Here is a 25,072-nt window from a genome sequence, read left to right on the forward strand (position 1 = left end):
TTAAAGGTTTTTTATGGATTACAAAGAAACACTTTTTCTCCCTACTACGGACTTCCCTATGCGAGGCTCACTCCCAGCGAACGAACCAGCGCGATTTTCTAGCTGGTATAACGAGCGAGCAATTTATGAAAAAATGAAAGCCAAACGCAAAAACGCGGGCGTCAGCTTTAATATCCACGACGGCCCACCTTATGCCAACGGACACCTGCATATCGGTCATGCGCTGAATAAATTTTTAAAAGACATTATCACTAAAACCCACTATTTTTTCGGTGAAAATATCCGCTATGTCCCAGGCTGGGACTGCCACGGCTTGCCGATTGAGCAACAAGTAGAAATCAAAATGGGCGACGCGAAAAAATCAGCTACCAAGCACGAAATCCGTGAGCTTTGTCGCGCACACGCGAAAGATTTTATTGATATCCAAAGAGATGAATTTAAAAGCCTTGGCGTAATTGGGGATTGGGAAAATCCATATTTGACACTGAAATTTAACTTCGAAGCTGAAATTTACAAAACCCTTTGCAATATCGCTAAAAAGGGTATTTTAATCGAGCGCAGTAAGCCTGTATTTTGGAGCTGGGCGGCAAAAAGCGCGCTAGCTGAGGCAGAGGTCGAGTATAAGGACAAAGAGGATTATTCGATTTATGTGGCTTTCGATTTAAGCGATGAAGCAAACGCCAAAATCGGCGCAAAAGGCGCAAAAGCCGTGATTTGGACGACTACGCCTTGGACGCTTCCAGCAAACGGCGCAATCAGCCTAAATCCAAACGAAACCTATGTCCTAACAGCCGAAAATTTCATACTTGCAAAACCGCTTTTAGAAAATTTAATCGGCGCAGGTATCACAAATGGCGAAATTTTAAAAGAATTTAGCTCAAAAGAGCTAGAAAATTTATACGCAATCAACCCGCTAAATGATAGAAGCTCAAAATTTATCCTAGGCGAACATGTCTTAATGGACGGCGGAACAGGCTTAGTCCATACCGCCCCAGGACACGGCGAGGACGATTATTTCGTGGGCTTAAAATACAGCATAGAGGTGCTAATGCCAGTCGATGAGGCAGGGTGTTTTGATGAAACACTGCGCGCGAAGGGGCTATTTAGGGCTGGTGTCGTAGATGAAATGGTCGGCATGCACATTTTCAAAGCAAATGAAAAAATAGTCGAAATTCTTGGCGATGCGGTGGTAAAAGTCGGCAAATTTACCCACTCATACCCACACTGCTGGCGCACGCACAAACCAGTAATTTACCGCGCTACAAAGCAATGGTTCATCGCTATGGATAAAGAATTTAGCGGCGGAAAAACACTGCGCCAGATCGCGCTTAGCGAAATCAAAAAGATCAAATTCTACCCAGCCACTGGCGAAAATCGCCTTACAGCGATGATTGAAAACCGCCCTGATTGGTGCATTTCAAGACAGAGAGATTGGGGTGTGCCGATTGCGTTTTTCCGCGATCGTGGCACAAAAGAGCCGATTTTCGATGAAAAAATAATGGATCATTTATACGAAATTTTCAAAGCCAAAGGTGCTGATGCGTGGTGGGATAGCGAAATTTGCGATCTTTTACCACAAGGCTCTGGCTACAACCCTGAAAATTTAGAGAAAGTTACCGATATTTTAGATGTTTGGTTCGATAGTGGATCGACTTGGAACGCTGTGCTAAAAAGCGGCGAATACGACGCAGGCGCGTTTCCAGCCGATATGTATTTAGAGGGCTCAGACCAGCACAGAGGCTGGTTTCAAAGCTCGCTTTTGCTAAGTTGCGCTGTAAATGAGTTCGCTCCGTATAAAAGCGTCTTAACTCACGGCTTCACCGTCGATGAGAAGGGTCAAAAAATGAGCAAATCCGTAGGCAACATCGTCCTTCCACAAAAAGTCGCCAAAGAATACGGCGTGGAGATTATGAGATTATGGGTTGCGCTAAGCGATTACTCCACAGATTTGAAAATCAGCGAAAATATCCTAAAACAAGTCAGCGAGCAATACCGCAAAATTCGCAATACAATTCGCTTTTTGCTAGCAAATGTTAGCGACTTAGAAGAGCTTGAAACCTCAAATTTCACAACCCTTGATAAGTGGATTTTAACCCGCGCAGTAAGGACTTTTGGCGCGGTTGAAGATAGTTTTAGAGAGTATGATTTCTCAAAAGGATTTAACCAACTTCTAAATTTCCTAAGCGCAGATTTAAGCGGAATCTACCTAGACATCATCAAAGACCGCCTTTACTGCGACCATATCGACGAACCAAGACGCAGAAGCGCGCAAAGTGCGCTAGTGCTAATTACCAGAGCGCTGCTGCCTCTGATTGCGCCTACGCTAACTTACACAATCGATGAAGTAATGCAATACGCGCCAAGTATCGTTAAAAACGGCAAAGAAGACGCTTTTGATTTGATTTATGCGCCGATTGAATTTAGCGATTTTGTCGAATATGATGAAATTTTAGAGCAATCAAGAGAGAAATTTTTCGAAATCATCGACGCGCTCAAAAAAGACAAAATCATCAAATCAACCCTAGAACTCGCTTTGCAAACTAGCTCAAATGAAATTTTATCTTACGATATTTTGGGCGTGAGTGATTGGTTTATGGTAAGCGATGTAACCTCGCTAGATGGCAACAGCGATAATGCTTTGGCAGAATTTCGCATAGGTGATGAAATTTTCCGCCTTGTAAAATCTGATAAATTTAAATGCCCAAGATGCTGGAAATTTAGCGCAAAAGAGCAAGATTGCCTATGCCCAAGGTGTGCAAAGGTGCTAAATGCTTAGTTCGCCTCAACATTTTAGTATAGTAGTTCTCACGATCGCGCTAATTTTTGTCTGCATAGGCGTGGGGATAAAATTTGTAATAAAATTTAAGGATAAAAAATGATAAGTTTAAAAGAGGCTTTGAAACTGAGCCCTAGCGAAATTTTGGCACTTCGCGCAGATTTAAAAAGCCAAATCATAGCCAATAAAAACCTTGGCGCGTATGTCGAACAACTCACGGGCGAGGAATTAAACGAAAGTGGCGCAGGTGTGCCAATCGCGATTAAAGATAATATTCAAGTCAAAGGTTGGAGCGTAACGGCAGGTTCTAAAATCCTGCAAGGCTACATTGCGCCTTATGACGCAACCGTAATCAAAAAGCTAAAAGAGGCAAATTTAGCTCCATTTGGTCGCACCAATATGGACGAATTCGCCATGGGAAGCACGACAGAGAGTTCGTATTATGGCAAAACTCTAAATCCACTCGATCACACTCGCGTCCCAGGCGGAAGCAGTGGCGGAAGTGCCGCTGCTGTGGGAGCTGGACTTGCAATCGCAGCCCTTGGTAGCGATACTGGTGGCTCTATTCGCCAGCCTGCTGCGTTTTGTGGTTGCGTGGGATTTAAGCCAAGCTATGGCAGGGTTAGCCGTTACGGCCTTGGGGCGTATTCATCTAGCCTAGATCAAATCGGACCGATTACAGGAAATGTCGAGGACGCGGCGATTTTATACGATATCATCGCTGGACACGACACTATGGATAGCACGAGCTACGCTGGCGAGTTTATCAGCACGGCTGATAAATTAAATAGCGAGCGCAAACTTACAATCGCAGTCATCGAAAACTACCTAAACGAGGCTAGCGACGAGATAAAAACTGCGCTAAATTTGGCAATCGAGAAGTTAAAAAGCTTCGGACACAAGATAATTTATAAAAATTTGCTAAATTCCAAATACGACATTGCGACTTACTATATCATCGCCACAGCCGAAGCTAGCGCAAATTTAAGCCGATATGACGGCGTGCGATACGGAAACCGCGCAAAGGCGTCAAATTTAAACGAACTTTACGCAAACACCCGTGGCGAGGGATTTGGCGACGAGGTCAAACGCAGAATGCTTCTAGGAACATTTGTGCTAAGTAGCGGTTACTACGACGCCTACTACATAAAAGCGCAAAAAGCCAGAGCCTTTATCAAGGCTGAATATGAGGAAATTTTGAAAGAGGCTGATTTGATTTTTATGCCGATTGCGCCTGATGTGGCGTATAAATTTGGCGAGTTAAACGACCCGCTAAAAGCTTATCTTAGCGATATTTACACAATCGGCGTAAATTTAGCAGGACTTCCAGCGATTTCCGTGCCAGTAGCTAGAAATTCACAAAATTTAAATATCAGCGCACAACTAATAGGACGCGCTTATGACGAACAAACGGTGCTTGATGGCGGGTTAAATTTAGAAACAATCGTAAGGGGTTAAAATGAAAATTTTGAAAAAAGCTTTGACATTTGAAGATGTTTTGTTGGTGCCACAATACTCTGAAATTTTACCAAAAGATGTAGATTTAAAGACAAAATTTACCAAAAATATCACTCTAAATACGCCACTTGTGAGTGCTGCTATGGATACGGTTACCGAGTATCGCACAGCTATCATGATGGCTAGACTTGGTGGGATTGGCGTAATCCACAAAAACATGGATATCGAAAGCCAAGCCAAAATGGTTAAAAGAGTGAAAAAAAGCGAAAGTGGCGTCATCATCGATCCGATTTTTATCAAAGCCACAGCCAGCGTGCAAGATGCGCTAAATTTGATGGCTGAATACCACATTAGCGGAATTCCAGTCGTCGATGACGAACATAAATTAATCGGAATTTTAACTAACCGCGATTTGAGATTTGAAAGCGATACCTCAGCGCGCGTTGGCGATAAAATGACTAAAATGCCACTAATCACGCTCAAAAAGGGCTCGACGCTAGATGACGCTGAGAAAGTTTTCCGCAGCACCAAGGTAGAAAAACTTCCGATTGTTGATGAAAACAACCATTTGGAGGGATTAGTTACCATTAAAGATATCAAAAAACGCATCGAATACCCTCTTGCAAACAAAGACGCTTATGGCAGACTTCGCGTAGCAGCCGCCATTGGCGTAGGTCAGATTGATCGTGCAAAAGCCCTTGTCGAAGCAGGCGTAGATGCGATTGTAATGGATTCTGCTCACGGACATACCAAAGGCATCATAAACACCCTAAAAGAGCTTAAAAAACAGCTAAATGTCGATGTCGTAGTAGGAAATGTAGCAAACCCAGAGGCTATCAAAGATATCGCCGAAGCTGGCGCAGACGCGATAAAAGTCGGTATCGGACCGGGCTCAATCTGCACCACTAGAATCGTCGCAGGTGTGGGCGTGCCACAATTTACTGCAATTGTAGATTGCGCAAACGAAGCGGCTAAATTTGGCGTTCCAATCATCGCAGACGGCGGTATCAAATACTCAGGCGAAATCGCCAAAGCCCTAGCAGCGGGCGCTAGCTCAGTAATGATGGGAAGCGTGCTAGCTGGGTGCTACGAAACTCCTGGCGAGCTAATCACCTTCCAAGGTCGCCAGTATAAGACATACCGTGGTATGGGCTCAATCGGCGCTATGCAAAAAGGAAGCTCAGATAGATATTTCCAAGAAGGCACCGCCAAAGAAAAACTCGTCCCAGAAGGCATCGAAGGACGCGTCCCTTATGCTGGTATGCTAAAAGATGTAATCTTCCAGCTAGTAGGCGGTCTAAGAAGCGCTATGGGATATTGCGGAAGCAAGGATATCCCTACCTTGCAAGAAAAAGCTGAATTTGTCGAAATCACAAGCGCAGGACTTAAAGAGAGCCATGTCCATGATGTCATCATCACACAAGAAGCTCCAAACTACCGAGTTAATCAGTGAAAATCCAAACCAAAACCCACTATTTTGACGAACCGCTCTATTTAGAGAGCGGTCGTGTTTTTTCTAAATTTCACCTAGCTTACGAAACTTACGGCGAGCTAAATTCTGATAAATCAAATGTCATTGTCATCACACACGCTCTAACCGGTAGCGCACACGCTGCTGGCAGATACGAAAATGAAAGCAAGGCTGGCTGGTGGGACAGCCTAATCGGCGATGGCAAGGCAGTGGATACGAGCAAATTTTTCGTCATCTGCATAAATATCCTCTCATCGCCCTTTGGCTCGACCTGCCCGCTAGATATCGATGATAGCACCGGCAAGGAGTATCGCACACGCTTTCCCGTGCTTGTCATCTCAGATGTCGTAAAGGCGCAGGTTAGATTGCTAAGCGAGCTTGGGATTTCGCGCGTAAAAGCCGTAATTGGCGGGAGTTTAGGCGGTATGCAGGCTCTGTGCTACGCAATCGAATACCCAAATTTCGCCGAAAATATTTTCGCGCTAGCTACCACTTATGCGACGCAACCTTGGGCGATTGCATTTAATAAAATCGCGATTAGCGCGATTAAAAGCGATCCAAATTTCAAAGGCGGGTATTATGACAAAGATGAAATCGCCAAATCCGGCCTAAACGGTATGGCAGTAGGTCGCATGGCTGGGCATATTAGCTTTTTAAGCCCTGCTTCGATGAACGAAAAATTTGGGCGAAATTATGTAGAAACCGACGGACTTTACGAGCTTGACGGCAGGTTTCAAGTAGATCGCTACCTAGACTACAATGGGGTAAATTTCTCTCATCGCTTCGATCCGCTATGCTACCTTTATATCGCAAAAATGATGAATCTTTTCGATTGCACGAGGCATTATGGCTCGCTAAAAAACGCCATGGCGCAAATTCGCGCGAAACTATTTTTGATTTCGTTTTCTGGCGATATTTTGTTTCCGCCAAATTTAATGGAGGAAATGTATAAATGCATGATTGATCTTGGCGCGAAAGAGCGCGTGTTTTACACGCAAATCGACAGCGATTACGGACACGACGCATTTTTGGTCGAGGTGGAAAAATTTGACTATATCATTAAAAGGGTTTTAGATGCAAGATAATTTCGAAGAAAAAATGAAAAAAATAGGCGAGCTATTAGAGAGCTTAAACGACAAAGACATCACGCTAGATCGCTCCGTAGAGCTGTATAAAAGCGGAATTTGCCTGCTAAAAGAGGCGAAGGAAATTTTAGAAAACGCCAAGCTTGAAATCACGCAAATAAACGAAGGTGCGCAAAATGATTAAAATCTGCGCTCTACAACTCGCCACGCTTTCGATGAGCGAAAATCGCATTGATTATTATATGAAAATAGCCCACGACAATGGCGCAAAAATCGTGGTTTTGGGCGAATACACGCTCAATTCGTTTTTTACCGAGCTAAAACACATGCCAAGCTCAATCACGCAAAAACAAAGCGAACACAAAATGGAGCTAATGCAAAATTTAGCCAAAAAATACGACCTAAACATCATCGCGCCCATAATTCGCCAAAGCAGTAGCGAGGCTGGCGAAATCGCATGGATCAAATCCTGCGCGCATTTTAGCCCCTCTGGCGTGAAATTTTACGATCAAACTATGCTGATAAACTACTCGCACTGGAACGAGGACGAGTTTTTCCTAAACGCCAAAATTCACGAAAACGGCAAATTTGAGCCACTGATTTTCGAGGTTGGTGAGGCGAAATTTGGCGTTTGTTTTGGGTTTGAAGCGCATTTTGATATGGTGTGGCAGCGCTTCGACCACGAAAGCGTAGATTGCGTGCTAATCCCCACAGCTTCGACATTTGAGTCAAATTTGCGCTGGGCAGAACTGCTTAAAATGCGAGCTTTCACGCACTCGGCGTATATCGTGCGCACAAACCGCATAGGCGAGGCAAAATTCGGCGATATGGACTTTAAATTTTATGGTGGCAGTTTCCTAGCGAATCCTTACGGCGAGATTATCAACGAATTGCGTGACGAAGAGGGCGCACTAATGTGCGAAATAGACCCAGCAATCGTGCGCGAAGCTACGGAATTTTGGGGCTTTAAGGCAAATTTGAAAAACAAAGGCTTTGCGTGAAATTTTTCCACAGACAAATCCAGCTTTGGGGCGAGGATACCCAAAACGCCCTAGCGCAAAAATCCGTCCTAATCATCGGCTCTGGCGGGCTTGGAAGCTCATTTGCGTATGCGCTAGGAGCCAGCGGAATCGGGCGGATTGACATTGTCGATTTCGACACAGTGTCGCTTCATAATATCCACAGGCAGATTTTATTTTCGCTAAGCGATGAGGGACGATACAAGGCTGATATTTTCAAAGAGCGCGTGCAGGCTCGATACGATGGAGTGCGTGTGAATACGCACAAAATGAAAGCTGATGAATTTTTTGCTAGTTGCGCGGATAAATTTGACCTGATTTTAGATGCGACTGACAATCTCGCCACTCGCGCGCAAATTGATAAGTTTGCCAAGCAAACTGCCACGCCATGGGTGTTTAGCTCGGTCGATAGCTTTCAGGTGCAAGTCTGCTTCATCGAAAAAAGCGATTTTAAATTTTTCCCAAATTTGGGCGCCACGCCAGCTGGAATTGCTGCGCCGATTGTGATGTTTGCAGCAAGTTTTGCGGCAAATTTAGCACTTCGTTATTTAGCAAATTTGGAAGTTAAAAAAGATACGCTTTATTATCTAAATTTTTTCTCGGGCGAATTTGAAACCAAAAAAATCGCTCTTGTTTAAGGCAAAAAATGGTTATACTCATAACGGGCGCTTCGCATACTGGCAAAACGCTTTTAGCACAAAAAATGGTTGAAATTTATAAATTTTCGTCTTTTTCAATCGATCACCTAAAAATGGGGCTAATTCGCTCAAAAAATACAAATCTTACCCCAAATGACGATGAAGCACTAACGCCCTATCTATGGCAAATCGTGCGTGAAATAATCAAAACTGCGATTGAAAACGGGCAAAATTTAATCATCGAAGGTTGTTATGTGCCGTTTTCTTGGCGGAGCGATTTTAGCGAAAAATATTTGCGCCAAATTCGTTTTATAGCCCTAGCGATGAGCGATAAATTTATCGATGAAAATTTTGATAAAATCAAAAAACATAGCCGTGATATAGAAAATAGGCTTAATGATACGACCTGCACAAAAGAAAATTTAAAAGCGGATAATCAAAATTTTATAAATGGCTTTGCCAAAAACGGCGAGAAAATCGTTTTGATTGATGATGATTATGAAAAAACTATAAGTAAGCTTTAAATTTACTCGGATTTAGGTATTCGCAAAACAAAAAATACCAAAGTGCTTTTTCAATATTGTTCATTTTTTTCTTTTTTTTCTTGGATTTCTAACTCATACCAGCCGTATTCGTCGCTACCGAATTTGGCTGTGAAAAGTGGCTTAAATTTCAAATCGCTTTTGAAATTTTCGCCAGTTTTAAGCTCGTTTGAGCGGAAAAATAGAAATAAATTTACTTTATCGGCGATTGAATTTAGCAAATTTTGCCCGCCTTCTATCATCACTAAGCCCGAATTTAAAGCAGTTTGCAAATCATTTGTGATAGCTACTTTGCGGCCCTCAACGCCAAAAAGCGGGATAGTTTTGTCAAATTCGCTTTGCCTAGAATAGATAAAAATATCTGGATTTTTTCCGTTCGCAATCAGCCTAGTATCGAGCTTCGGGCGATCTGTGCGCACGGTAGCGCCGCCGATCATCAAGCTATCGCAAACGCTTCTTAAATAGTGCGAAAATGTGCGAGATTTTAAATTTGAAATTTCGCCCGTAATCACGCCGTTTGCAGAAAATGCGAGTTTAAAAAAGTTAAAATTTCCGCCATTTTGCCACTGCAAAAACGGCTTCAAAAGCGCGCCACACTCGTCTTTTAAAACGCCAAATTCCACTTCCACGCCACTTTGCGCTAAGATTTCGCCGCCGCCACTAGCTTTTTCGCTTAAATCCGCCACGCCGATTACGACTTTTTTAAAGCCTAAATTTTTAAGTAAATTCGCGCATGATGGCGTTTTGCCGATATGGGCGCAGGGTTCGAGCGTAACAAAAGCAGTTGCATTTTTAAGTAAATTGCCATGATTTTGCGTGATAAATTCATAAACGAAATTTGCGTTTAAATCTTTGAATTCCAAAATTTGATTTGCAAAGTGCGATTTTGCGGATACAGCGTCTGAAATTTCAAAAAAATCGCCGTAAATTAAATTTTGCGGATTTTTGCAAATTTCGCTCAAATTCAGACCAAATTCGCTTTCATAAATTTGCAAAAATTTATTTAAAAATTCATCGCTTATCTCACAAAGTGCAACAAAAGCGGCATTTGCTTCGGCGTGTAAGAAACCTGCCTTTTTATGAGAATTTATACTTAAAATTTTGCCGTGCGTATCAGCGACCACGCACCCCACAGCAGGATTTGGAAAGGTTAAAATTTGATAATTCCACGCTTCCTTAACAGCCAAATTCATATAAAATTCGTTAGTCATTTTAAACTCTTTTGAATTTTTAAATTCATATTTTTCATAATTTTATCTTGTTTTGATTTGTCGCAAAAATCTCTGTTTAAATCGCAAATTTTTGCACCAAATTCAAGCCCTTGTTTGATTTGCAAAGGATTTTTTGGCTGGACTTCTAAAATTTTATTCATCGCTTGATAGCAACTTGGAATAAATTTTAACTCACAACCTTTTTTAAAATATTTCATCGAATTTTCAAAATCATTTTTATCACTATATAAAATTCCTAGATTGTGGCAACTTTGCGGTATTTTTTTATCACAAGCTTTTGTATAGTATCGAAAGGCTCTATCTAAATTTATATGTATTTTTGGCTCTTCGCTTCCTACATGAGACCAATATCCAGCATTATGACAACTTTTAGTTTTGCCATAATCACAAAGTTTGGCTTCAAAATTATCAATTCCATAAACAAAAGTTATGTAAAGAGCACCTATAAAAATTATCCATCCAACTAGGCTAATTAGCAAAACTTTCATCTACCACTCAATATAAGTTTTCGCCTTTTTTATATCGCTAAATTTAATGCAAATTTCGCCGTCAGTAGTGGCTAAAAATAAATTTTCATCTTCGAATTTAAGGATTTTTCCGCAAATTTTATCTTTTTCGCTCGTGGTTATTTTGACTAACTCACCCACGCTTTTGCTAAAATGCTCCATTTTGCTTAGTTTGCGCTCTAACCCCGGGCTTGATACTTCTAAAAAATACTCGCCCGAAACAGGCGGTTCGACATCGAAAATCGGCGATAAAATGCGACTTAGTCTTTCGCAGTCTTCTAAGCTCACGCCACCAGTTTTAGTCACAAAAACTCTATAAATCGTTTTGCCGTTTTCGCTAGCTGTTTCGCAATCGTAAAATTCCAGCCCACACTCGCTGGCAAGGGCGTTTAAATCAACCATTTTTATTTAAATCCTTACTAATTTTTTCAAACAAATCGTCCATTTTGTTTTGGTATTCGAGCCTATCGTCGAATTTGAAGTGAAGCGCAGGTGAGCGAAACCAGCCTTCTGCTTCCATGCAGTGGTTTTGGATAAAACGACTTACTTTTTTAAGTTTTGCCAAGATTAGCTCTTGCTCCCTTTCGTCTAAGCCCATTTTATCGAGATATACAAAGGCGTCATAGCGTCCTCTTTTGCACTCGACATCGGTTACGCAAAGCCCGTGCAAAAACTCATCATCAAGCTGCGATAAAGCCTGTGGAATAAGCTCTTTTAGGACACTTGCGGTTCGTAGTCGTCTTACTTCGTGAGCGTTCATAAATCACCTTTATAGCGTGGCTTGTTCTTCTTTTTCTTTGAAGCTTTCGATGAAATCCCCAACGCGCATATCGTTATATCCGTCTATACCGACACCACACTCGAAGCCCTTAGCGACCTCTTTTGCGTCATCTTTAAAGCGTTTAAGTGAGCTGATATTTCCTTCGAAAACCACCACGCCGTCGCGGATTACGCGGATTTTAGCTCCCCTTTGAATCGAGCCTTCTGTAACCATACAACCTGCAATCTGTCCGATTTTTGGCACATTGATGACTTGGCGAATTTCAGCTTGACCAAGGTCTTCTTCTCTGATAATCGGGCTCATCAATCCGCCCAAAATCGCCTTGACATCGTCAAGCAAGTTATAAATGACATTGTAAGTTTTTATCTCTACACCGCGTTCTTTGGCTTTTTCTTTGACTTCGCCTGTCGGGCGGATATTAAAGCCTAAAATCACGCAGTTTTCACTCGCACTTGCTAGCCCTACATCGTTTTGCGTGATACCGCCTACGCCTGAGTGTATAATATTTACCTTAACTTCGTCGTTGCGAAGTTTTTCTAAACTTGCCTTAATGGCTTCAAGAGAGCCCACCACATCGGCTTTTACGATAACAGGAAGCGATTTTAACTCGCCTTCTGCGATTTTTGCGCTTAGTTCGTCGATTGTAACTTTTGTAGATTTTGATAGCTCTTTTTGGCGTTGGTGCTCGTAAATTCGGCTCGCATACTCTCTTGCTTCTTTATCGCTTCCAACGCCAATTAGCGTTTCACCGGCTTCCGGGACTTCGCTAAGACCGATGATAACGCCACACTCACCCGGAGCAATCGAGCTTAGCTTTTTGCCTTTATCATCATTTAGAGCTCTAACCTTTCCATACGCCACACCAGCTACAACTGTGTCGCCGACTTTTAGTGTGCCATTTTGCACAATGACGGTGGCGACAGGACCGCGACCCTTTTGAAGCGAACTTTCGATAATAGTTGCTTTTGCTTGGCGAGTTTTGTCGGCTTTTAATTCAAGCAAATCGGCTTGAAGCAAGACGATTTCAAGCAAATCTTCAATTCCCATACCTGTTTTAGCTGAAATCGGCACAAATTCATAGCTTCCGCCCCACTCGGTCGGCATTATATCAAGTTCCGCAAGTCCTGTTTTTACCAAATCAGGATTTGCATTTTCTTTATCCATTTTATTGATAGCGATGATTATCGGCACGCCTGCAGCTTTCGCATGATTTACGGCTTCTTTTGTTTGTGGTTTTACGCCATCATCTGCCGCAACCACGATGATAACAATGTCGGTAACTTCGGCACCTCTGGCGCGCATAGATGTAAATGCTTCGTGTCCCGGGGTATCGATAAATGTAATATTTCGTCCGTTTTTCTCGACCATATAGGCACCCACATGTTGGGTGATACCACCTGCTTCGCCACTTACGACGCGTGAATTTCTAATGAAATCAAGCAAACTAGTCTTTCCGTGATCGACATGCCCCATAATGGTAATTACTGGCGCTCTTGTAGTTAAATTTTCTTCTACGATCTCATCTTCGTAAGCCTTGACATAGTCGAATTCCTCGGCTTCATTTACGATATTTACCTCAATGCCAAATTCTTCTGCCAAAATTTCAATCGCATCTTCGTCCAAAAAGTCGTTTTTAGTCGTCATCATACCGAGCAAAAATAGCTTTGAAATGATTTCGCTAGGCTGTTTTTTGATTTTTTCGGCAAATTCATAAACACGAATTTCTTTTGGGATATTTACAGAAGTTACGCTCTGCTCGTCGTCTTTTTTGATGACTTTTTTATGTTTTTTGCGACTTCCACGGCTAATACCCGTATCGTTCCCGTAAAACTGCGTTTGCGAACCTTTGTAGATATTTGGTTGATTTTTGGTTTTTGTTTTGTTTTCGACTTGGATAGGCTTGACGGTGAGATCCGGCAAAACTACCATATCTTCATCATCATCGATGACAATGTCCGCTAGTTCGTGGTCACTAACCAAATCGATTTTTTGGGTATCTTCTTTTTTAGAAACGGCGATTTTTTTCTTTTCAGCTTTTTTCTTTTTCAAATTTAACTCAGCGTTTGAGAAAATCGCCTCCAAGCTAGCACTTACCTTTTCGCGGCTTTCGCTTGGTTTTTCCACCTTTGGTGCTTCGGTGTCTTTTTTCTTTTTGACTATCACCAAACCACGGCGCTTTTGCAAACTCTCACTAGCTAGGCTCTCACCACTATTTATTTGAGGGGTTTGCGCTTCGGGCTTGGATTTTGGCTCGGTTTTAACTTCGGCTTTTGCTTCGATTTTCGTTTCACTTTTTGGTTGAGAGTGCGGCTTTTCCTCTTTTGGCTCAGGTTTTAGCTCAGACTTTGGCTCTTTGCTTTGAGAATTTTCAACCTTTGGCTCTGTTTTTTTGCTCTGAGTTTTTTTAGGCTCATCTTTTTTGGCTTCGCTCTGCTTTTTTGGTTTCGCAGGGGCTTTTTTAGCACTGGATTTTGGCTTTAAAGACTCTGGCAAAATTCCTGTTTGAATATACTCATATATAGCCGCTGCTTCTTCGTTGCTTACCTTGTTTGACGCGGTTTTGACCTTAGTATAGCCCATTTCTTGCGCTTTTTCGATGATGTCTTTGCTTGCGTATCCAAGCTCAGCCGCGATGTCACTGATTTTAACTCCCTCAGCCATTTAAAACCCTCTCTTTAATAATCTCAAAATTTTCATATTTTCTAAATTTTGATAAATATTTAATAATTTTTTCTTTTTGATTTATACATTGATTGCAAATATAAAATTGCCGTTTTGAATTTTCTTTTTTGAAATTTTGCACAAAGGCATTAAGCCCCGCCTTAGCAAATCTACCTCTACAAATAACGCACATTCTTATCGGTTTATTCATAAAATTATATCTTACTTTTTCTTAGCTAATATTAAAGCCGTTATTATCTATATTTAAAATTTCTACCTTGAAATTTTTAAATTTATCCACCAGCGCATTTTTTATCTTTTGCGCGTCGCTAGCATGGGCTAAATTTAAAAATGTCGAGCCACTACCGCTGAGCGAACTCATAATCGCGCCATTTGCATAAGCCACTTCGCGCACGCTAAACAGCTCAGGTAGCGCACTCATACGCACCTCCTCGTGCATTTTATCCACACAAGCAAGCCTTAGACTATCATAATCTTTTTTCATAAAACAGGCTGTCAAAAACGCAGCGTGCGAAAGGTTGCTCACGCAATCTTTGATAGTAAAACTCTTAGGCAATTTTCCGCGAGATTCGTTTGTAGGCATTGGCGTATCCGGGATAACGACGATAGCCTTGATATCAGCGTCGATCTCGCATTTTTGCGAATAGACATTTTTGCCAGAAGTTATGCTCGAAACAAACCCGCCATAAGTCGCCGGGGCAATATTGTCAGGGTGGTTTTCGTATTCTAGGGCGAGATTTAAAATTTTGCCCCTATCCACGCTAAATCCGCGCATATAATACGCTGCCGCGATTGCTCCGACTATCACAGCCGACGAGCTTCCAAGACCGCGCGAAAATGGGATATTGTTTTGAAATGAAATTTTGAAATTTTGGTTTGGATTTCCGCCTAGTTTGGTGTAAATTTCGCGGAAAATGTTTAAAAACGCATTATTTTTTTTAAGCCACGCCTTTTCGCTTCCATATCCGTTTAGCGAGATACAATGAAAGCTGTTTTCGCAAATCTCTACTTCGTTAAAAAGCTCTAAACTAAGTCCTAGTGCGTCGAAGCCTGGCCCCAAATTTGCGCTGGTGGCGGGAATTTTTATAATCAAATTTTCTCCTAAACTGCATCAATAATGTAATTTGGTAGTATATCATTGCTTTTATTTAAAGTTGATAAATTTTGCGGTAATTTCATAGGAGCAGGCTCTAATTTTGCCATTTTTATCTCGCCATTTTCGTAAATGTATGAAAATGCCTTGTTTGCCCTAATCGGCGAAAATCCATTTAGCTCAAATCCACTGACCGCGTAAAGTGGCAAATTTAGGGCGATACTAAGCGTTTTTAGCATTACAAAGCTAACTTTTATGCCCATAAAAGAGCCGGGTGTATTCGCATAGATAAGCTCTGAAATTTTATACTCTTTTAAAATTTGAGAAAATTTTTCTACCAAAAATTCATCGGCTTTTTGCCCTGGCGCGCTAGAAAATTCTAAAATTTTGTCATTTTTCTCGTAAATACCGACAAGCACGGGCGAAGTGAGTGCTACGACTAAAACGCTGATTTCTTTGATGATTTGCCCTTACGCGAAAGCTTTTTGATACTCTCTTACGATTTGCGCGTTTAGCTCGACTAATTCATAATTTTTAGCGTCGCTAAATACAGCCTCGGTGAGCTTGTGATTTAGATCATGGCTTCCAGCAAATGATGTGTAATCACCCAAAATAGGAGCTCCACTAAGTGCCAAATCGCCGATAGCGTCTAAAATTTTATGGCGGACAAATTCGTTTTCATAGCGCAAACCCTCTGGGTTTAAAATTTTATTATCGTCGATTACGACGGCATTTTCTAGGCTTCCACCAAGTGCTAGCCCCATAGAACGAAGCGCTTGAACATCTTTTAAAAATCCAAAAGTTCTAGCCCTAGAAATTTCTTTAATATAAGCCTTTTTGCTAAATTCAAAGACATGGTGCTGTGTGCCGATAATCGGATTTGCGAATTTAATCGTATAATCAAATTTAGGCCTTGCACTTGGGCTTAGGCGGACGAATTTATCGCCCTCTTTGACCTCGACATCGCGTTTGATGATAATGACTTTTTTATTCGTATCTAGCTCTTTGATCCCAGCCTCGTCCAAAAGCATACAAAAACTCGCCGAGCTTCCGTCCATTACAGGGATTTCGTTCGCATCGACGATAATGCGAATATTGTCGATTCCATAGCTTGAAATCGCGCTCATTAGGTGCTCTATCGTAGAGACATAGCCCTTTTCGTTGCCCACGACAGTGGCCATTTGGGTATTTACGACATTTTGGGGCGTTGCTTTAAAACTAACTCCAAGGTCGCTTCTATAAAATACTATTCCGCTACCTGCTTCCAAAGGCTCCAATGTAAGTCTGATTGGCTCACCTTTATGCAATCCGATACCGACACTATGGACTTTTTTAGCTATTGTTCTTTGTCTCATTTTTCCCTCATTTCATTAATTTTTGCATTATAGCGAAAAATTTGAAATTTATTTTCCTTTTTCGATAACTTTTTTCGCACTTTCGAGCACATCGCTAACATTATCTTTGATCCACTTCGGATCCATCCACTCCTCTGGCCTTACTTCCACGCCCTGAACCACTATGCCAAAGTGCAAATGATCGCCAAAGGCAAAGCCAGTGGCGCCAGTTTGGGCTAAGATATCGTTTGGTTTGACCTGATCGCCCACGCTAAGGGCTGAATTCGAGCAGTGCGCATACACGCCATAAACTCCAAATCCATAATAAACGCCCAAATTTAGGCCATAAATTCCATTATCTTGCAAAAACACGACCACGCCATAATTACTCTCTTTGATATCTGCATTTGCCACGCTAGCAAGATCAAGCCCCATGTGCCAACTCTCGCTAACTTGCTCGCTATTTAAGAAAAACAGCCTGTGATCGGCGAAACTCGCTACTGCAGCGCCCTTTGCAAGTGGATAAAACGGACGAAGCGAAAACTCGCTTATCATATCCTCATGCACCCTGCTCGTAAATGCGTGCAAATCCTTGGCGTTTTGTTCGCGCAAAGTCTCATTTACAAATTTAAATTTATCCAAATCGCTCATAGAGTTGAAATTTTGCGCATGTTGGCTGGCTAGATCGCTAACCTTGCCTGAGAGAAAATTTTCGCTAAGTTTGATTTGCGAGACCTTGTATTTTTTGTCGCTGTAAAAATAGCGAATCTGCGACGAGCTAACATTGCCAGCCTTGTCGGTTGCTACGATTTCGGCGCGAAATTCATCTTCGTTTGCCGGCCAGGCTACAAGCGAAGCGTAATACCCCTCTTTGACAAACGGCGTAGCTTGAAAAATTTTACCATAATTTGTGCGGATAAAAACCTCATCTAGCATTTCGTCCGTCGCACTGAAAACAACCACAGCCGAGCCGCCTTTGGTGATTTTATACGAATTTGCGACCAAATTTATCAAAGGTTTTTTGTTGTCGATGATTATATTTACGACTTTATCGGTTTTGTTGCCTTTGGTGAAATTCCACGCGCTAATATCGCCAGCTTCGATGTGTAGTTTGTATTTTTTATCTTTGTTTAGGATTAAATTTTTTGGAAATTCAACTGCGACTTCTAGCTCTTTTTGGCTTATACCATACTCTTCATCTTTTAGCGGAGTTAAATTTTCCCCGTCATTTAGGCTTACTTTTATTGATTTTACGCCTGTGTCATCTGAAATTTTAACCTTCAAAGGCGAGATTAAATTCCAGTAAATTTCATCTGCAATTTCGATTTTAGGGGGATTTTGTTCAAATTTAGGAGAGGTTAAAAAATGAAAAACTCCATAAGCTATCGCCAAAGTTAGTATTAAAAAAATGAAAATTTTAGGATTTATTCTGCTTCGATTTCTATACATAAATTACCTTGATTTTAAATTAAAGCCTGATTTTACTGAGTTTTTGTAAATCGTAAGTAAAGGATTGGTTAAATTTCATTAAGGTTAAATTTTGGGTAAAAATGAAATTTACCCAAAATTTGCGCCAAATTTTAGTTAAATCTAGCTCCAATGCTAAATTCGAAACTATTTGTCTTATCGTGTGGTTTTTCGTTAAGCGGTTTTGTGAAATACAACTGCAACGGCCCCATTGGTGTCAGCCACTCGATACCAGCACCTGCGCTATATCGCTCTTCCTCGTTCCAGTCATTGTCGCCTATCATACCATAATCGAAAAATGTTACAAGGCGCATTTTCATACGATCGATTAGCGGGAAGCTTAGCTCGACTGAGTTGTTGAAGCTTTGCATACCGCCAGTTTCGACATAACGGCAACTACCACTAGCTACGCAAATTTCTTTACGCGGAATCGATCTAGAATTATATCCTCTCACCGTCCTAATACCGCCTAGGAATAGTTTTTCGTTGATTGGAAGTGGATCGCCTCTATCCCAAACATATCCAGCCGCAGCTTTGTAGCGGAAAATCAAATCGTAATCAATATAATCACGCAATCCAAAGTAGTAATTAAAGCTTCCTTTGGCTTTGGTAAATTCGATATCTCCGCCAAGTCCAGCGTATTCTAGGCTAGCAGTCGCGATGATACCGCTTCGTGGCAGGTAGTAATCATCTGTGCTATTGTATGTAAGTGCCGGTGTAATCGAGCTTTTTATGCTTTCGTGGTTACGATAACCAGCGGCTGCGTAGTATTCGTTTAGCCCTTCGATTTCTGTCTTTTCTAGGTAGTATGTCAGACTTGCGCTTAAATTTCGTCCCAGCTTTCTGCCAAGCGTCAAAGCAAATCCGTAAGATTTCTCCTCGTAATCGTCCCAGTCATAATCATTAGCAAAGACCATACCGCCCAGGCTGTATTCTGAATCGAAAATTCTAGGATTTGTAAGGCTTACTCTACCGCTTAATTTATCATCTGATTTTTCTACCGATACTGAGCCACTTAGTCCTGTGCCAAAGACATTTCTATCGCTAATTCCACCGCTTAGTAGCAATCCATCATCGCTACCATATCCGATACCGCCTGTAATCGAGCCGGTTGGGGTTTCTTGGACTACGACTTCTAAATCTAGCTGATCGTCACTCACCCTAGTTTCTTTGATTTCGACATTTTCGAAATATCCAGTGCGTTTAAGAGCCGCGATAGAATCAGCATAATCGGTTCTGCTAAATAAATTTCCCTCAGTTAGATACATTTCGCGTCTAACGACTTTATCTTCTGTTTTGTCGTTGCCAGAGATTGTTACATTTCTGATATAGACTTTATTTTCAGGTATGATTTTATAAGTTATGCCTATGGTTTTGGCCTCTCTGTCTTGATCGGTTTGCGGGACGACCTTGACATAAGCATATCCTTGATCGGCGACTAAGGTTTCGATTTTTTGGATATCACGACGCATCCAGTCTGAATTCATCGTATCGCCCTTTTCGAGTTTTAGATCGCTTATGACCTTTTCTTTATCCATAGTTACATTTTCTGGGCAGTCGATATCTATACTGCTGACCTTATAACGCTCGCCCTCTGTTACATAATATGTCAAATCCGCGGTGTAATCGCCAGTATCGGCATTTACGATTGGGGCAGATACCCTAGCGTCGAGGTAGCCTTTTTTGTAGTATTCTTCTTGGATTCTATTTGCGTCGTTTGGCAACTCATTAGCTTTTAGCTGTCCGTCGTTAAAGCCCCATAGCCAGCCAAATACTTCGCGTTGTTTGTTTGAAACAGCTGGTTCGATATCATCATAATCTAGTTTTTTAGCACCGACTAAATTTACTTTTTCGATGATGATGTTTTCGCCTCTATTGACATCGACTATGACATGCACGGCGTTTCCTTCGCTATCAAGCGGTTTTGGGGTAACTTCGACAACAGTGTCAAAAAAGCCCTTTACTTCGTAAAATTGCTTGATTCTAGCGGCAGCATTTTTTGCCAAAACCTCATCATAGACCTGTCCTGGGCGAAGTCCGATTAGATTTTTGATAGCGTCTTGGTCGTTTGTAACGACATTTTTGATATCGACTTTGGCCACGCTTGGTTTTTCTTTTACGCTAATTGTTACATTTCCGCCCTGTTCGCTGATATATACATCTTCGAAATAGCCCTGAGCAAAGAGATTTGAGATCGCTCGGTTTGTGTTTTCGCCTGTGATTTGATCGCCTATTTGTAGGCCAGAAATAGCAGCTGCAACTTGCGGAGATAGGTGTTTTAAACCCTCGAATTTAATAGTTTGGATTTGCGCTGCGCAAGCAACAGAAACCCCACCTAATAATAAAAACAAACTTTTTCTCATAAAATTTTACCTAGAAATGAAAATAATTGCGTATAATAGCATATTAAAATTAATCAAAAAGAATTTACAAAGGAAAATTATGAAAATAGGCATTATAGGCTTAGGTTTGATAGGTGGCTCGCTTGGGCTTTGTATGAAAAAATCAAAGATTATTAGCACGGTTAGCGGATATGATATTTCTAGGGAAAACGAAAAAGAGGCCTTGGAGCTGGGGCTGGTGCATGAAATTTTAAGTATCGAGGAGATGAAGCAAAAATGCGATGTGATTTTTCTAGCAATCCCAGTCGAGGCGATTATCACGACGCTAGCCCAGCTAAAAGACGCGCGCAAGGAAACCACAATCATCGATTTAGGAAGCACGAAATTTAAAATTTTGCAAAGTTGCCCGCCAGAGATTAGAGGAAATTTCATCGCCGCTCACCCTATGGCAGGCACGGAAAACTCAGGTCCGAGTGCTGCGTTTTCGGAGCTACTAAACGGCGCAGTAGTCGTCATCTGCGACGATAACAACGCCGATGAAATGCATGTCAAACGCGCGGTTGAAATTTTTTCGTTTGCGGGTATGAAGATTGTCTTTATGGACGCGCTCAGCCACGACCACCATGTGGGGCTCATCTCGCACCTGCCACACGCGATTAGCTACTCACTCGTAAATAGCGTCTTAAAAGAGGAAAATCGCCGAAATATCATAAATTTAGCCGGCGGAAGCTTCACCGGCATGGCAAGAATCGCCAAATCAAGCCCTGAAATGTGGGTCGATATCTTCAAACAAAACAAAGAAAATTTGTTAAAATCGATAGAGTCTTTCAAAAAAGAGCTTCAAATTTGCACCGATATGATCGAAAACGAAAAATGGAGCGAGCTAGATAGCTGGATGCACAGCGCAAGGACACTGCGCGAGATTTTGTAAATTTTCCTGATTTGTCGCGCAAGCAATCTGAGAGTTTGAAATTTATCTAAATTTTGCTAGATTGCAACGCTATGCTCGCAATGACGCGGTTGTAATATTTTGGTTATTTTTTCTCACTGCAATGGTTAATCAAAGGATTAAAAATGATGAAATTTGATAAAAATATAAAATTCGGCGGGCAAGGATACCCACCCTACGGCGCTACAAAAGGAATTTCATTTTTAGTTGAATTATTATCAGGCATTTTCTTCCTCCTTATTAAATTTTATTGATCCAATTAAAAAATACTCTTTTGTAAATTCATTAAATTTTATATCATTAAAATAGTTTGAAATTTTTTTGTTGTCTTCTAAACTAATACGAAAGCCGTTTTTTTCAAAAATAATATATTTTTTTTCGCAAAAACGATTTAAAATTTTAAAAACCAAATTTTCCACAAATCTAATACAACACGCCACAGGTCGAATAAATATATCTGTGAAATTTATATCATCTGGTGATGGAAATTTTCCAAGCACAGGTTTGTTTGAGTATGTTATGTTAGCATTATTTAAATCCATTTTATATCGTTTTTTATTTCCGTTTGCATCATAAAAATCATATTCTATGTAGTTATCATAAATTTTAGCAACTAATGGCATTTTTTTAATTTTTTGTATTAACTTAATATTGTCAAATATTAAAATAAATGCACCACAAAGCGTAAATCCAATCCCGCCTTTTCTATACAATTCTTTTAATGGATCATCATGCGAAATACAAAGCAATACAAAACACACAATTAAACAAAACATAATCCACGGAATTGCCCCAGCAATGCGAGCTTTAATGAACCAATTATTTTCTATGATTACAAACTCTTCTGAGGTATTGTTATTTTCTTTATTTCCCAAGGTGCTATCCATTGAACTCATAGTTCTCTCCTTGTGTCATAAAAATTTTTATCAAAAATTCCAAAACTTGATTTAGCATTTGAAATATTTAATTTCACATTTTCTAAAAAGTATTTTTTAAATTCTTTAAATTCTTTGTCGCTACAAATCATAATATTCATCACTTTTCCATTTTTACTATAAATGGTAAGACAATCATAAACGCTATCATTGATTTTGCCACCATTTATTGTATGGGTTATGATTTTTGGAATTGCATAAAATACAAAGATAAGTGCAAAAATAAAAAACAAAATAATCGGTTCATTAAACGCAAAAATCGCATAAATATATGTTGAGATTATAATAAAAAGTAAAATTTTAGCAATAAATGGAATTTGTTCGTTTCCGTCTCTAAAATCAATGCTAAATTTAACATTTTTAATCTCTTTTATTTGTATAAAATCAAAAGATTTATCATTTTTTATTTGACTTATCATTTCGTTTTGCAAAATAAAGTAATTTTTGCCTAAAAATTTCATAATATAAGGAATTGCTACCATAAGAGACAAAATCGTAAAACCATTGACTTTTTCTGGTCTTACGATACACAAAATAACAAAAGCTAAAATCATCAAAAATATACCAATCAAATTTACTTGTGGCTTGTAATCTTTTATAATAATCGGATTTTCGTCATAATTTCGTAAATTCGCTTTTTTAACATTTGGTTTATTGTCGAAATTTGTATTCTCAAAATTTTCCAAATTTAATCCTTTTATAAAATCTCGGTCAGTATCGTTGATACTGAATTTTTAAATTTACAATTTTAAACCATAAAAAACCAAAATTTAAAAAAACTCCAAAATTTTATCTCGCATTAAATTTGCATTTTCTATGTGATTTATCTCTTCGCGAAATGCGCTAGCGTTTGCGTAGCCCTTGGAGTATTCGTGCAGGTGTTTGCGGAAAATCGCCACGCCGTGCGCCCCATAGTGCGCTATCATCTGCGCAAAATGCTCCAAAATAATCTCTTTTTTCAGCTCCGTGCTAGCACTTTGCCCCTGCTTAATCTCGGCGAAAACCCACGGGTGCCCGATACTTGCCCTGCCTATCATAAGCCCGTCTGCGCCGGTCGTGCTTCGCACAAATTCGGCATTTTGCGAGCTAATGTCGCCATTGGCGATAAGCGGGATTTGCACGGCACCTTTTGCCTGCGCGATTGCGTCGTAATCGACCTGCGCGCTGTATCCACCAGCTCTCGTGCGCCCATGCACCGCGATGAAATCAGCCCCGCCTCGCTCCACCGCGCGCGCGATATTTTCGATATCAACGCTAGCAAAGCCAAGCCTAACTTTCGCGCTTACGAATTTTTTGTTTGAGTGAGTTTTGATGATTTCTAAAATTCGGGCTATCTTGTCCAAATCCAGCAAAAGCGCCGAACCAGAGTTTTGCTTCACGACCTTTGGCACAGGGCAGCCGCAGTTGAGATCAATCCCGCAAAATCCGTCAAATTTATTCAAAATCAAAACCGCCTTTTTTATCACTTCCTCGTCGCTTCCGGCGATTTGGACGAAAAACGGCTCTTCTGCTTCGTTTTTTTCTAACATTTTTAGGGTTTTGTCGTTTTCAAACACTAGCGCATTTGCGCTAATCATCTCGCTTATCGTCGCATCAGCGCCGAATTTTTTCACCACACCACGCAGTGGCGGATCTGAAAACCCAGCCAAAGGCGCCAAAAAAAGCGGTTTTGTCTCGAAAAATTTATTTAAATTCATTGATTGTGTAAAAATGGCGCGAATTTGCAAATTTACAAAATTTACAAATTTGCGCCCCGAAATTTAGAATATCAGCGAAGCTGGCACTGATTTGCCATTGTCGCGTAAAAATAGCAAAATTTGGAATTTATCAAATTCGTCGCCGTCGCTCATGTGGAGCTGCTCTCTTAGCTCATCAATCATACCAAGCTCATATAGTGCATACAAATACGCCTCTGTCGCGCTTGAATTTTGGTTTTTGAGCCTTTCGAAAAAGGTTCTGTATTGCTCTGGGTTTAGGTGGTCTTTGAGCTTTTTGGCAAAATAAATGAAGTCTTTGTCGCTGAATTTATCGCTATTTATGAGATTAAACAGCTCCTCGCTACTGACCTCAAACTCGCTCTCATCGGCAGCGCGCTCTACGATACGCTTGATATCGTCGCTATCTTGGAATTCTTTATAGGTTTTAATCGCGCTATAATCGCCCTTATCGACTAAAATTTTATATGCTTTTTTGGTGATTTGATCATTATAAACGCCCTTTGTTTTTAAAATTTCGCGCGCATAATCAGGCTCAGCGTCAAGGCGGTTTAACTCATTTTGTAAAAACATACCGTTTGATTTAGGGAGTTTGTATTTTTTCAAATCCACAACCTCGCCGTTTTTTACCTTTTCGACGACATCGACTATCTCTTTTAGGCTTTCGTTTTTGATATCAAGCTCGCTACTATCATACCATGGAGATAAAATTTTAGTTATATCGCTTGGATCTTTGAAAAACTCTGTTTTGAAATTTCGGTTCGTCTCTAATCCCAGTAAAACCTCTTTTGTCATCTCGTCATACGAGCTTACATCTTTTTGTATAGCGCGGTTTTTGCGATAAACCATAAAACCATAAAAGCCCAAATGACAAAGCGCTAGTATCATATACAAAGCTAATGGCAGCACTACCCACACAGCCACAGGCAGTGTTAGCGAATGCCCGAGCAAGCTTAGCGTATAACTTGCACTTTCTTGCGTGAAAATCACAGCCGCGATGATACCGATATATATCACTGAATATACAAAAAATTGTTTTGCCTTCAT

23 protein-coding genes are annotated in these 25,072 nt (G+C 40.7%); 9 read left to right on the forward strand and 14 right to left on the reverse strand.

The genetic code is table 11. The annotated features are described in order from the left end of the window. Window positions 1-13 precede the first annotated feature (13 nt). The 8 genes from ileS (at window position 14) to PF027_RS05965 (ending at window position 8,971) form a co-directional block, all read left to right on the forward strand. Entirely contained in the window at window positions 14-2,776 is a 2,763-nt protein-coding gene (gene ileS, locus PF027_RS05930; RefSeq protein ID WP_270876658.1) for an isoleucine--tRNA ligase, read from the forward strand. 99 nt (window positions 2,777-2,875) lie between these two features. Then, on the forward strand, window positions 2,876-4,234 hold the full coding sequence (gene gatA / locus PF027_RS05935) for an Asp-tRNA(Asn)/Glu-tRNA(Gln) amidotransferase subunit GatA (RefSeq protein ID WP_270877232.1): 1,359 nt from the start codon (window positions 2,876-2,878) through the stop codon (window positions 4,232-4,234). Window position 4,235: 1 nt separating this feature from the next. Continuing rightward, window positions 4,236-5,687 carry an IMP dehydrogenase gene (gene guaB, locus PF027_RS05940; protein ID WP_270865324.1) on the forward strand — a complete coding sequence of 484 codons (1,452 nt, stop codon included), beginning with the start codon at window positions 4,236-4,238 and terminating at the stop codon, window positions 5,685-5,687. Further along, complete coding sequence (gene metX, locus PF027_RS05945) at window positions 5,684-6,790, forward strand: homoserine O-acetyltransferase MetX (RefSeq protein ID WP_270862552.1); 1,107 nt, start codon at window positions 5,684-5,686, stop codon at window positions 6,788-6,790. Before guaB ends, metX begins: the two co-directional genes overlap by 4 nt. Then, window positions 6,780-6,974 (forward strand): exodeoxyribonuclease VII small subunit, encoded by a 195-nt coding sequence (xseB, locus tag PF027_RS05950; RefSeq protein WP_270859252.1) that lies wholly within the window; start codon window positions 6,780-6,782, stop codon window positions 6,972-6,974. The genes metX and xseB overlap by 11 nt, the downstream gene beginning before the upstream one ends. Beyond that, window positions 6,967-7,791, forward strand: a complete 825-nt coding sequence (locus PF027_RS05955) for a carbon-nitrogen hydrolase family protein (protein ID WP_270877233.1) — start codon at window positions 6,967-6,969, stop codon at window positions 7,789-7,791. The genes xseB and PF027_RS05955 overlap by 8 nt, the downstream gene beginning before the upstream one ends. Continuing rightward, window positions 7,788-8,447 carry a HesA/MoeB/ThiF family protein gene (locus PF027_RS05960; RefSeq protein WP_270877234.1) on the forward strand — a complete coding sequence of 220 codons (660 nt, stop codon included), beginning with the start codon at window positions 7,788-7,790 and terminating at the stop codon, window positions 8,445-8,447. Before PF027_RS05955 ends, PF027_RS05960 begins: the two co-directional genes overlap by 4 nt. Before the next feature lie 8 nt (window positions 8,448-8,455). Further along, window positions 8,456-8,971 carry an adenylate kinase gene (locus PF027_RS05965; protein WP_270872493.1) on the forward strand — a complete coding sequence of 172 codons (516 nt, stop codon included), beginning with the start codon at window positions 8,456-8,458 and terminating at the stop codon, window positions 8,969-8,971. A 50-nt stretch (window positions 8,972-9,021) separates the two neighbouring features. Here the strand turns inward: PF027_RS05965 and ribD are convergent, their stop codons facing one another. From ribD to bamA, 10 genes are all read right to left on the reverse strand, one after another. Continuing rightward, the gene (gene ribD, locus PF027_RS05970; protein WP_270872494.1) at window positions 9,022-10,200 is read right to left on the reverse strand and encodes a bifunctional diaminohydroxyphosphoribosylaminopyrimidine deaminase/5-amino-6-(5-phosphoribosylamino)uracil reductase RibD; all 1,179 of its coding nucleotides are present in this window, start codon (window positions 10,198-10,200) and stop codon (window positions 9,022-9,024) included. Next, complete coding sequence (locus PF027_RS05975) at window positions 10,197-10,709, reverse strand: tetratricopeptide repeat protein (protein ID WP_270872495.1); 513 nt, start codon at window positions 10,707-10,709, stop codon at window positions 10,197-10,199. Before PF027_RS05975 ends, ribD begins: the two co-directional genes overlap by 4 nt. Then, window positions 10,710-11,129 (reverse strand): ribosome maturation factor RimP, encoded by a 420-nt coding sequence (rimP, locus tag PF027_RS05980; RefSeq protein ID WP_270872496.1) that lies wholly within the window; start codon window positions 11,127-11,129, stop codon window positions 10,710-10,712. Further along, the gene (gene rbfA, locus PF027_RS05985) at window positions 11,122-11,487 is read right to left on the reverse strand and encodes a 30S ribosome-binding factor RbfA (RefSeq protein WP_270859239.1); all 366 of its coding nucleotides are present in this window, start codon (window positions 11,485-11,487) and stop codon (window positions 11,122-11,124) included. Before rbfA ends, rimP begins: the two co-directional genes overlap by 8 nt. Before the next feature lie 9 nt (window positions 11,488-11,496). Beyond that, window positions 11,497-14,169, reverse strand: coding sequence for a translation initiation factor IF-2 (infB, locus tag PF027_RS05990; RefSeq protein ID WP_270877235.1), 2,673 nt, complete (start codon window positions 14,167-14,169; stop codon window positions 11,497-11,499). A gap of 232 nt (window positions 14,170-14,401) precedes the next feature. Next, complete coding sequence (gene thrB, locus PF027_RS05995) at window positions 14,402-15,283, reverse strand: homoserine kinase (RefSeq protein ID WP_270877236.1); 882 nt, start codon at window positions 15,281-15,283, stop codon at window positions 14,402-14,404. Window positions 15,284-15,291: 8 nt separating this feature from the next. Continuing rightward, the gene (locus tag PF027_RS06000; protein ID WP_270862542.1) at window positions 15,292-15,702 is read right to left on the reverse strand and encodes a glycoprotease; all 411 of its coding nucleotides are present in this window, start codon (window positions 15,700-15,702) and stop codon (window positions 15,292-15,294) included. Between the two features lie 51 nt (window positions 15,703-15,753). After that, window positions 15,754-16,638: a UDP-3-O-acyl-N-acetylglucosamine deacetylase gene (gene lpxC, locus PF027_RS06005; protein ID WP_270872499.1), complete on the reverse strand. Its 885-nt coding sequence runs from the start codon at window positions 16,636-16,638 to the stop codon at window positions 15,754-15,756. A 48-nt stretch (window positions 16,639-16,686) separates the two neighbouring features. After that, the gene (locus PF027_RS06010) at window positions 16,687-18,066 is read right to left on the reverse strand and encodes a M23 family metallopeptidase (protein WP_270872500.1); all 1,380 of its coding nucleotides are present in this window, start codon (window positions 18,064-18,066) and stop codon (window positions 16,687-16,689) included. A 131-nt stretch (window positions 18,067-18,197) separates the two neighbouring features. After that, window positions 18,198-20,447 carry an outer membrane protein assembly factor BamA gene (gene bamA / locus PF027_RS06015; RefSeq protein WP_270870022.1) on the reverse strand — a complete coding sequence of 750 codons (2,250 nt, stop codon included), beginning with the start codon at window positions 20,445-20,447 and terminating at the stop codon, window positions 18,198-18,200. Between the two features lie 79 nt (window positions 20,448-20,526). On the opposite strand from bamA, the gene PF027_RS06020 reads away from it, so the two are divergent. Beyond that, on the forward strand, window positions 20,527-21,357 hold the full coding sequence (locus PF027_RS06020; RefSeq protein WP_270870023.1) for a prephenate dehydrogenase: 831 nt from the start codon (window positions 20,527-20,529) through the stop codon (window positions 21,355-21,357). Window positions 21,358-21,593: 236 nt separating this feature from the next. Here the strand turns inward: PF027_RS06020 and PF027_RS06025 are convergent, their stop codons facing one another. The 4 genes from PF027_RS06025 to PF027_RS06040 all read right to left on the reverse strand — a co-directional run bounded on the left by PF027_RS06025 (window position 21,594) and on the right by PF027_RS06040 (window position 25,072). Then, a complete protein-coding gene (locus PF027_RS06025) occupies window positions 21,594-22,271 on the reverse strand; it encodes a hypothetical protein (RefSeq protein WP_270872501.1) in 678 nt (225 codons plus the stop codon). Next, entirely contained in the window at window positions 22,268-22,996 is a 729-nt protein-coding gene (locus PF027_RS06030; protein WP_270872502.1) for a hypothetical protein, read from the reverse strand. The genes PF027_RS06025 and PF027_RS06030 overlap by 4 nt, the downstream gene beginning before the upstream one ends. Before the next feature lie 84 nt (window positions 22,997-23,080). After that, window positions 23,081-24,007, reverse strand: a complete 927-nt coding sequence (locus tag PF027_RS06035; RefSeq protein WP_270872503.1) for a tRNA dihydrouridine synthase — start codon at window positions 24,005-24,007, stop codon at window positions 23,081-23,083. A gap of 63 nt (window positions 24,008-24,070) precedes the next feature. Then, complete coding sequence (locus PF027_RS06040) at window positions 24,071-25,072, reverse strand: LapA family protein (RefSeq protein ID WP_270872504.1); 1,002 nt, start codon at window positions 25,070-25,072, stop codon at window positions 24,071-24,073.

This window comes from Campylobacter sp. VBCF_01 NA2, from assembly GCF_027797205.1.
Lineage (GTDB): Bacteria > Campylobacterota > Campylobacteria > Campylobacterales > Campylobacteraceae > Campylobacter_B.

Excerpts from the sequence above, each read along its gene's own strand:
- lpxC (WP_270872499.1), bottom strand. The coding sequence starts at position 16,638 with ATGAGACAAAGAACAATAGCTAAAAAAGTCCATAGTGTCGGTATCGGA.
- guaB (WP_270865324.1), top strand. The coding sequence starts at position 4,236 with ATGAAAATTTTGAAAAAAGCTTTGACATTTGAAGATGTTTTGTTGGTG.
- rbfA (WP_270859239.1), bottom strand. The coding sequence starts at position 11,487 with ATGAACGCTCACGAAGTAAGACGACTACGAACCGCAAGTGTCCTAAAA.
- PF027_RS05975 (WP_270872495.1), bottom strand. The coding sequence starts at position 10,709 with ATGAAAGTTTTGCTAATTAGCCTAGTTGGATGGATAATTTTTATAGGT.
- bamA (WP_270870022.1), bottom strand. The coding sequence starts at position 20,447 with ATGAGAAAAAGTTTGTTTTTATTATTAGGTGGGGTTTCTGTTGCTTGC.
- PF027_RS05965 (WP_270872493.1), top strand. The coding sequence starts at position 8,456 with ATGGTTATACTCATAACGGGCGCTTCGCATACTGGCAAAACGCTTTTA.
- ribD (WP_270872494.1), bottom strand. The coding sequence starts at position 10,200 with ATGACTAACGAATTTTATATGAATTTGGCTGTTAAGGAAGCGTGGAAT.
- PF027_RS06010 (WP_270872500.1), bottom strand. The coding sequence starts at position 18,066 with ATGTATAGAAATCGAAGCAGAATAAATCCTAAAATTTTCATTTTTTTA.
- PF027_RS06040 (WP_270872504.1), bottom strand. The coding sequence starts at position 25,072 with ATGAAGGCAAAACAATTTTTTGTATATTCAGTGATATATATCGGTATC.
- xseB (WP_270859252.1), top strand. The coding sequence starts at position 6,780 with ATGCAAGATAATTTCGAAGAAAAAATGAAAAAAATAGGCGAGCTATTA.
- PF027_RS06025 (WP_270872501.1), bottom strand. The coding sequence starts at position 22,271 with ATGAGTTCAATGGATAGCACCTTGGGAAATAAAGAAAATAACAATACC.
- PF027_RS06035 (WP_270872503.1), bottom strand. The coding sequence starts at position 24,007 with ATGAATTTAAATAAATTTTTCGAGACAAAACCGCTTTTTTTGGCGCCT.
- PF027_RS05955 (WP_270877233.1), top strand. The coding sequence starts at position 6,967 with ATGATTAAAATCTGCGCTCTACAACTCGCCACGCTTTCGATGAGCGAA.
- ileS (WP_270876658.1), top strand. The coding sequence starts at position 14 with ATGGATTACAAAGAAACACTTTTTCTCCCTACTACGGACTTCCCTATG.
- gatA (WP_270877232.1), top strand. The coding sequence starts at position 2,876 with ATGATAAGTTTAAAAGAGGCTTTGAAACTGAGCCCTAGCGAAATTTTG.
- infB (WP_270877235.1), bottom strand. The coding sequence starts at position 14,169 with ATGGCTGAGGGAGTTAAAATCAGTGACATCGCGGCTGAGCTTGGATAC.
- rimP (WP_270872496.1), bottom strand. The coding sequence starts at position 11,129 with ATGGTTGATTTAAACGCCCTTGCCAGCGAGTGTGGGCTGGAATTTTAC.
- PF027_RS06020 (WP_270870023.1), top strand. The coding sequence starts at position 20,527 with ATGAAAATAGGCATTATAGGCTTAGGTTTGATAGGTGGCTCGCTTGGG.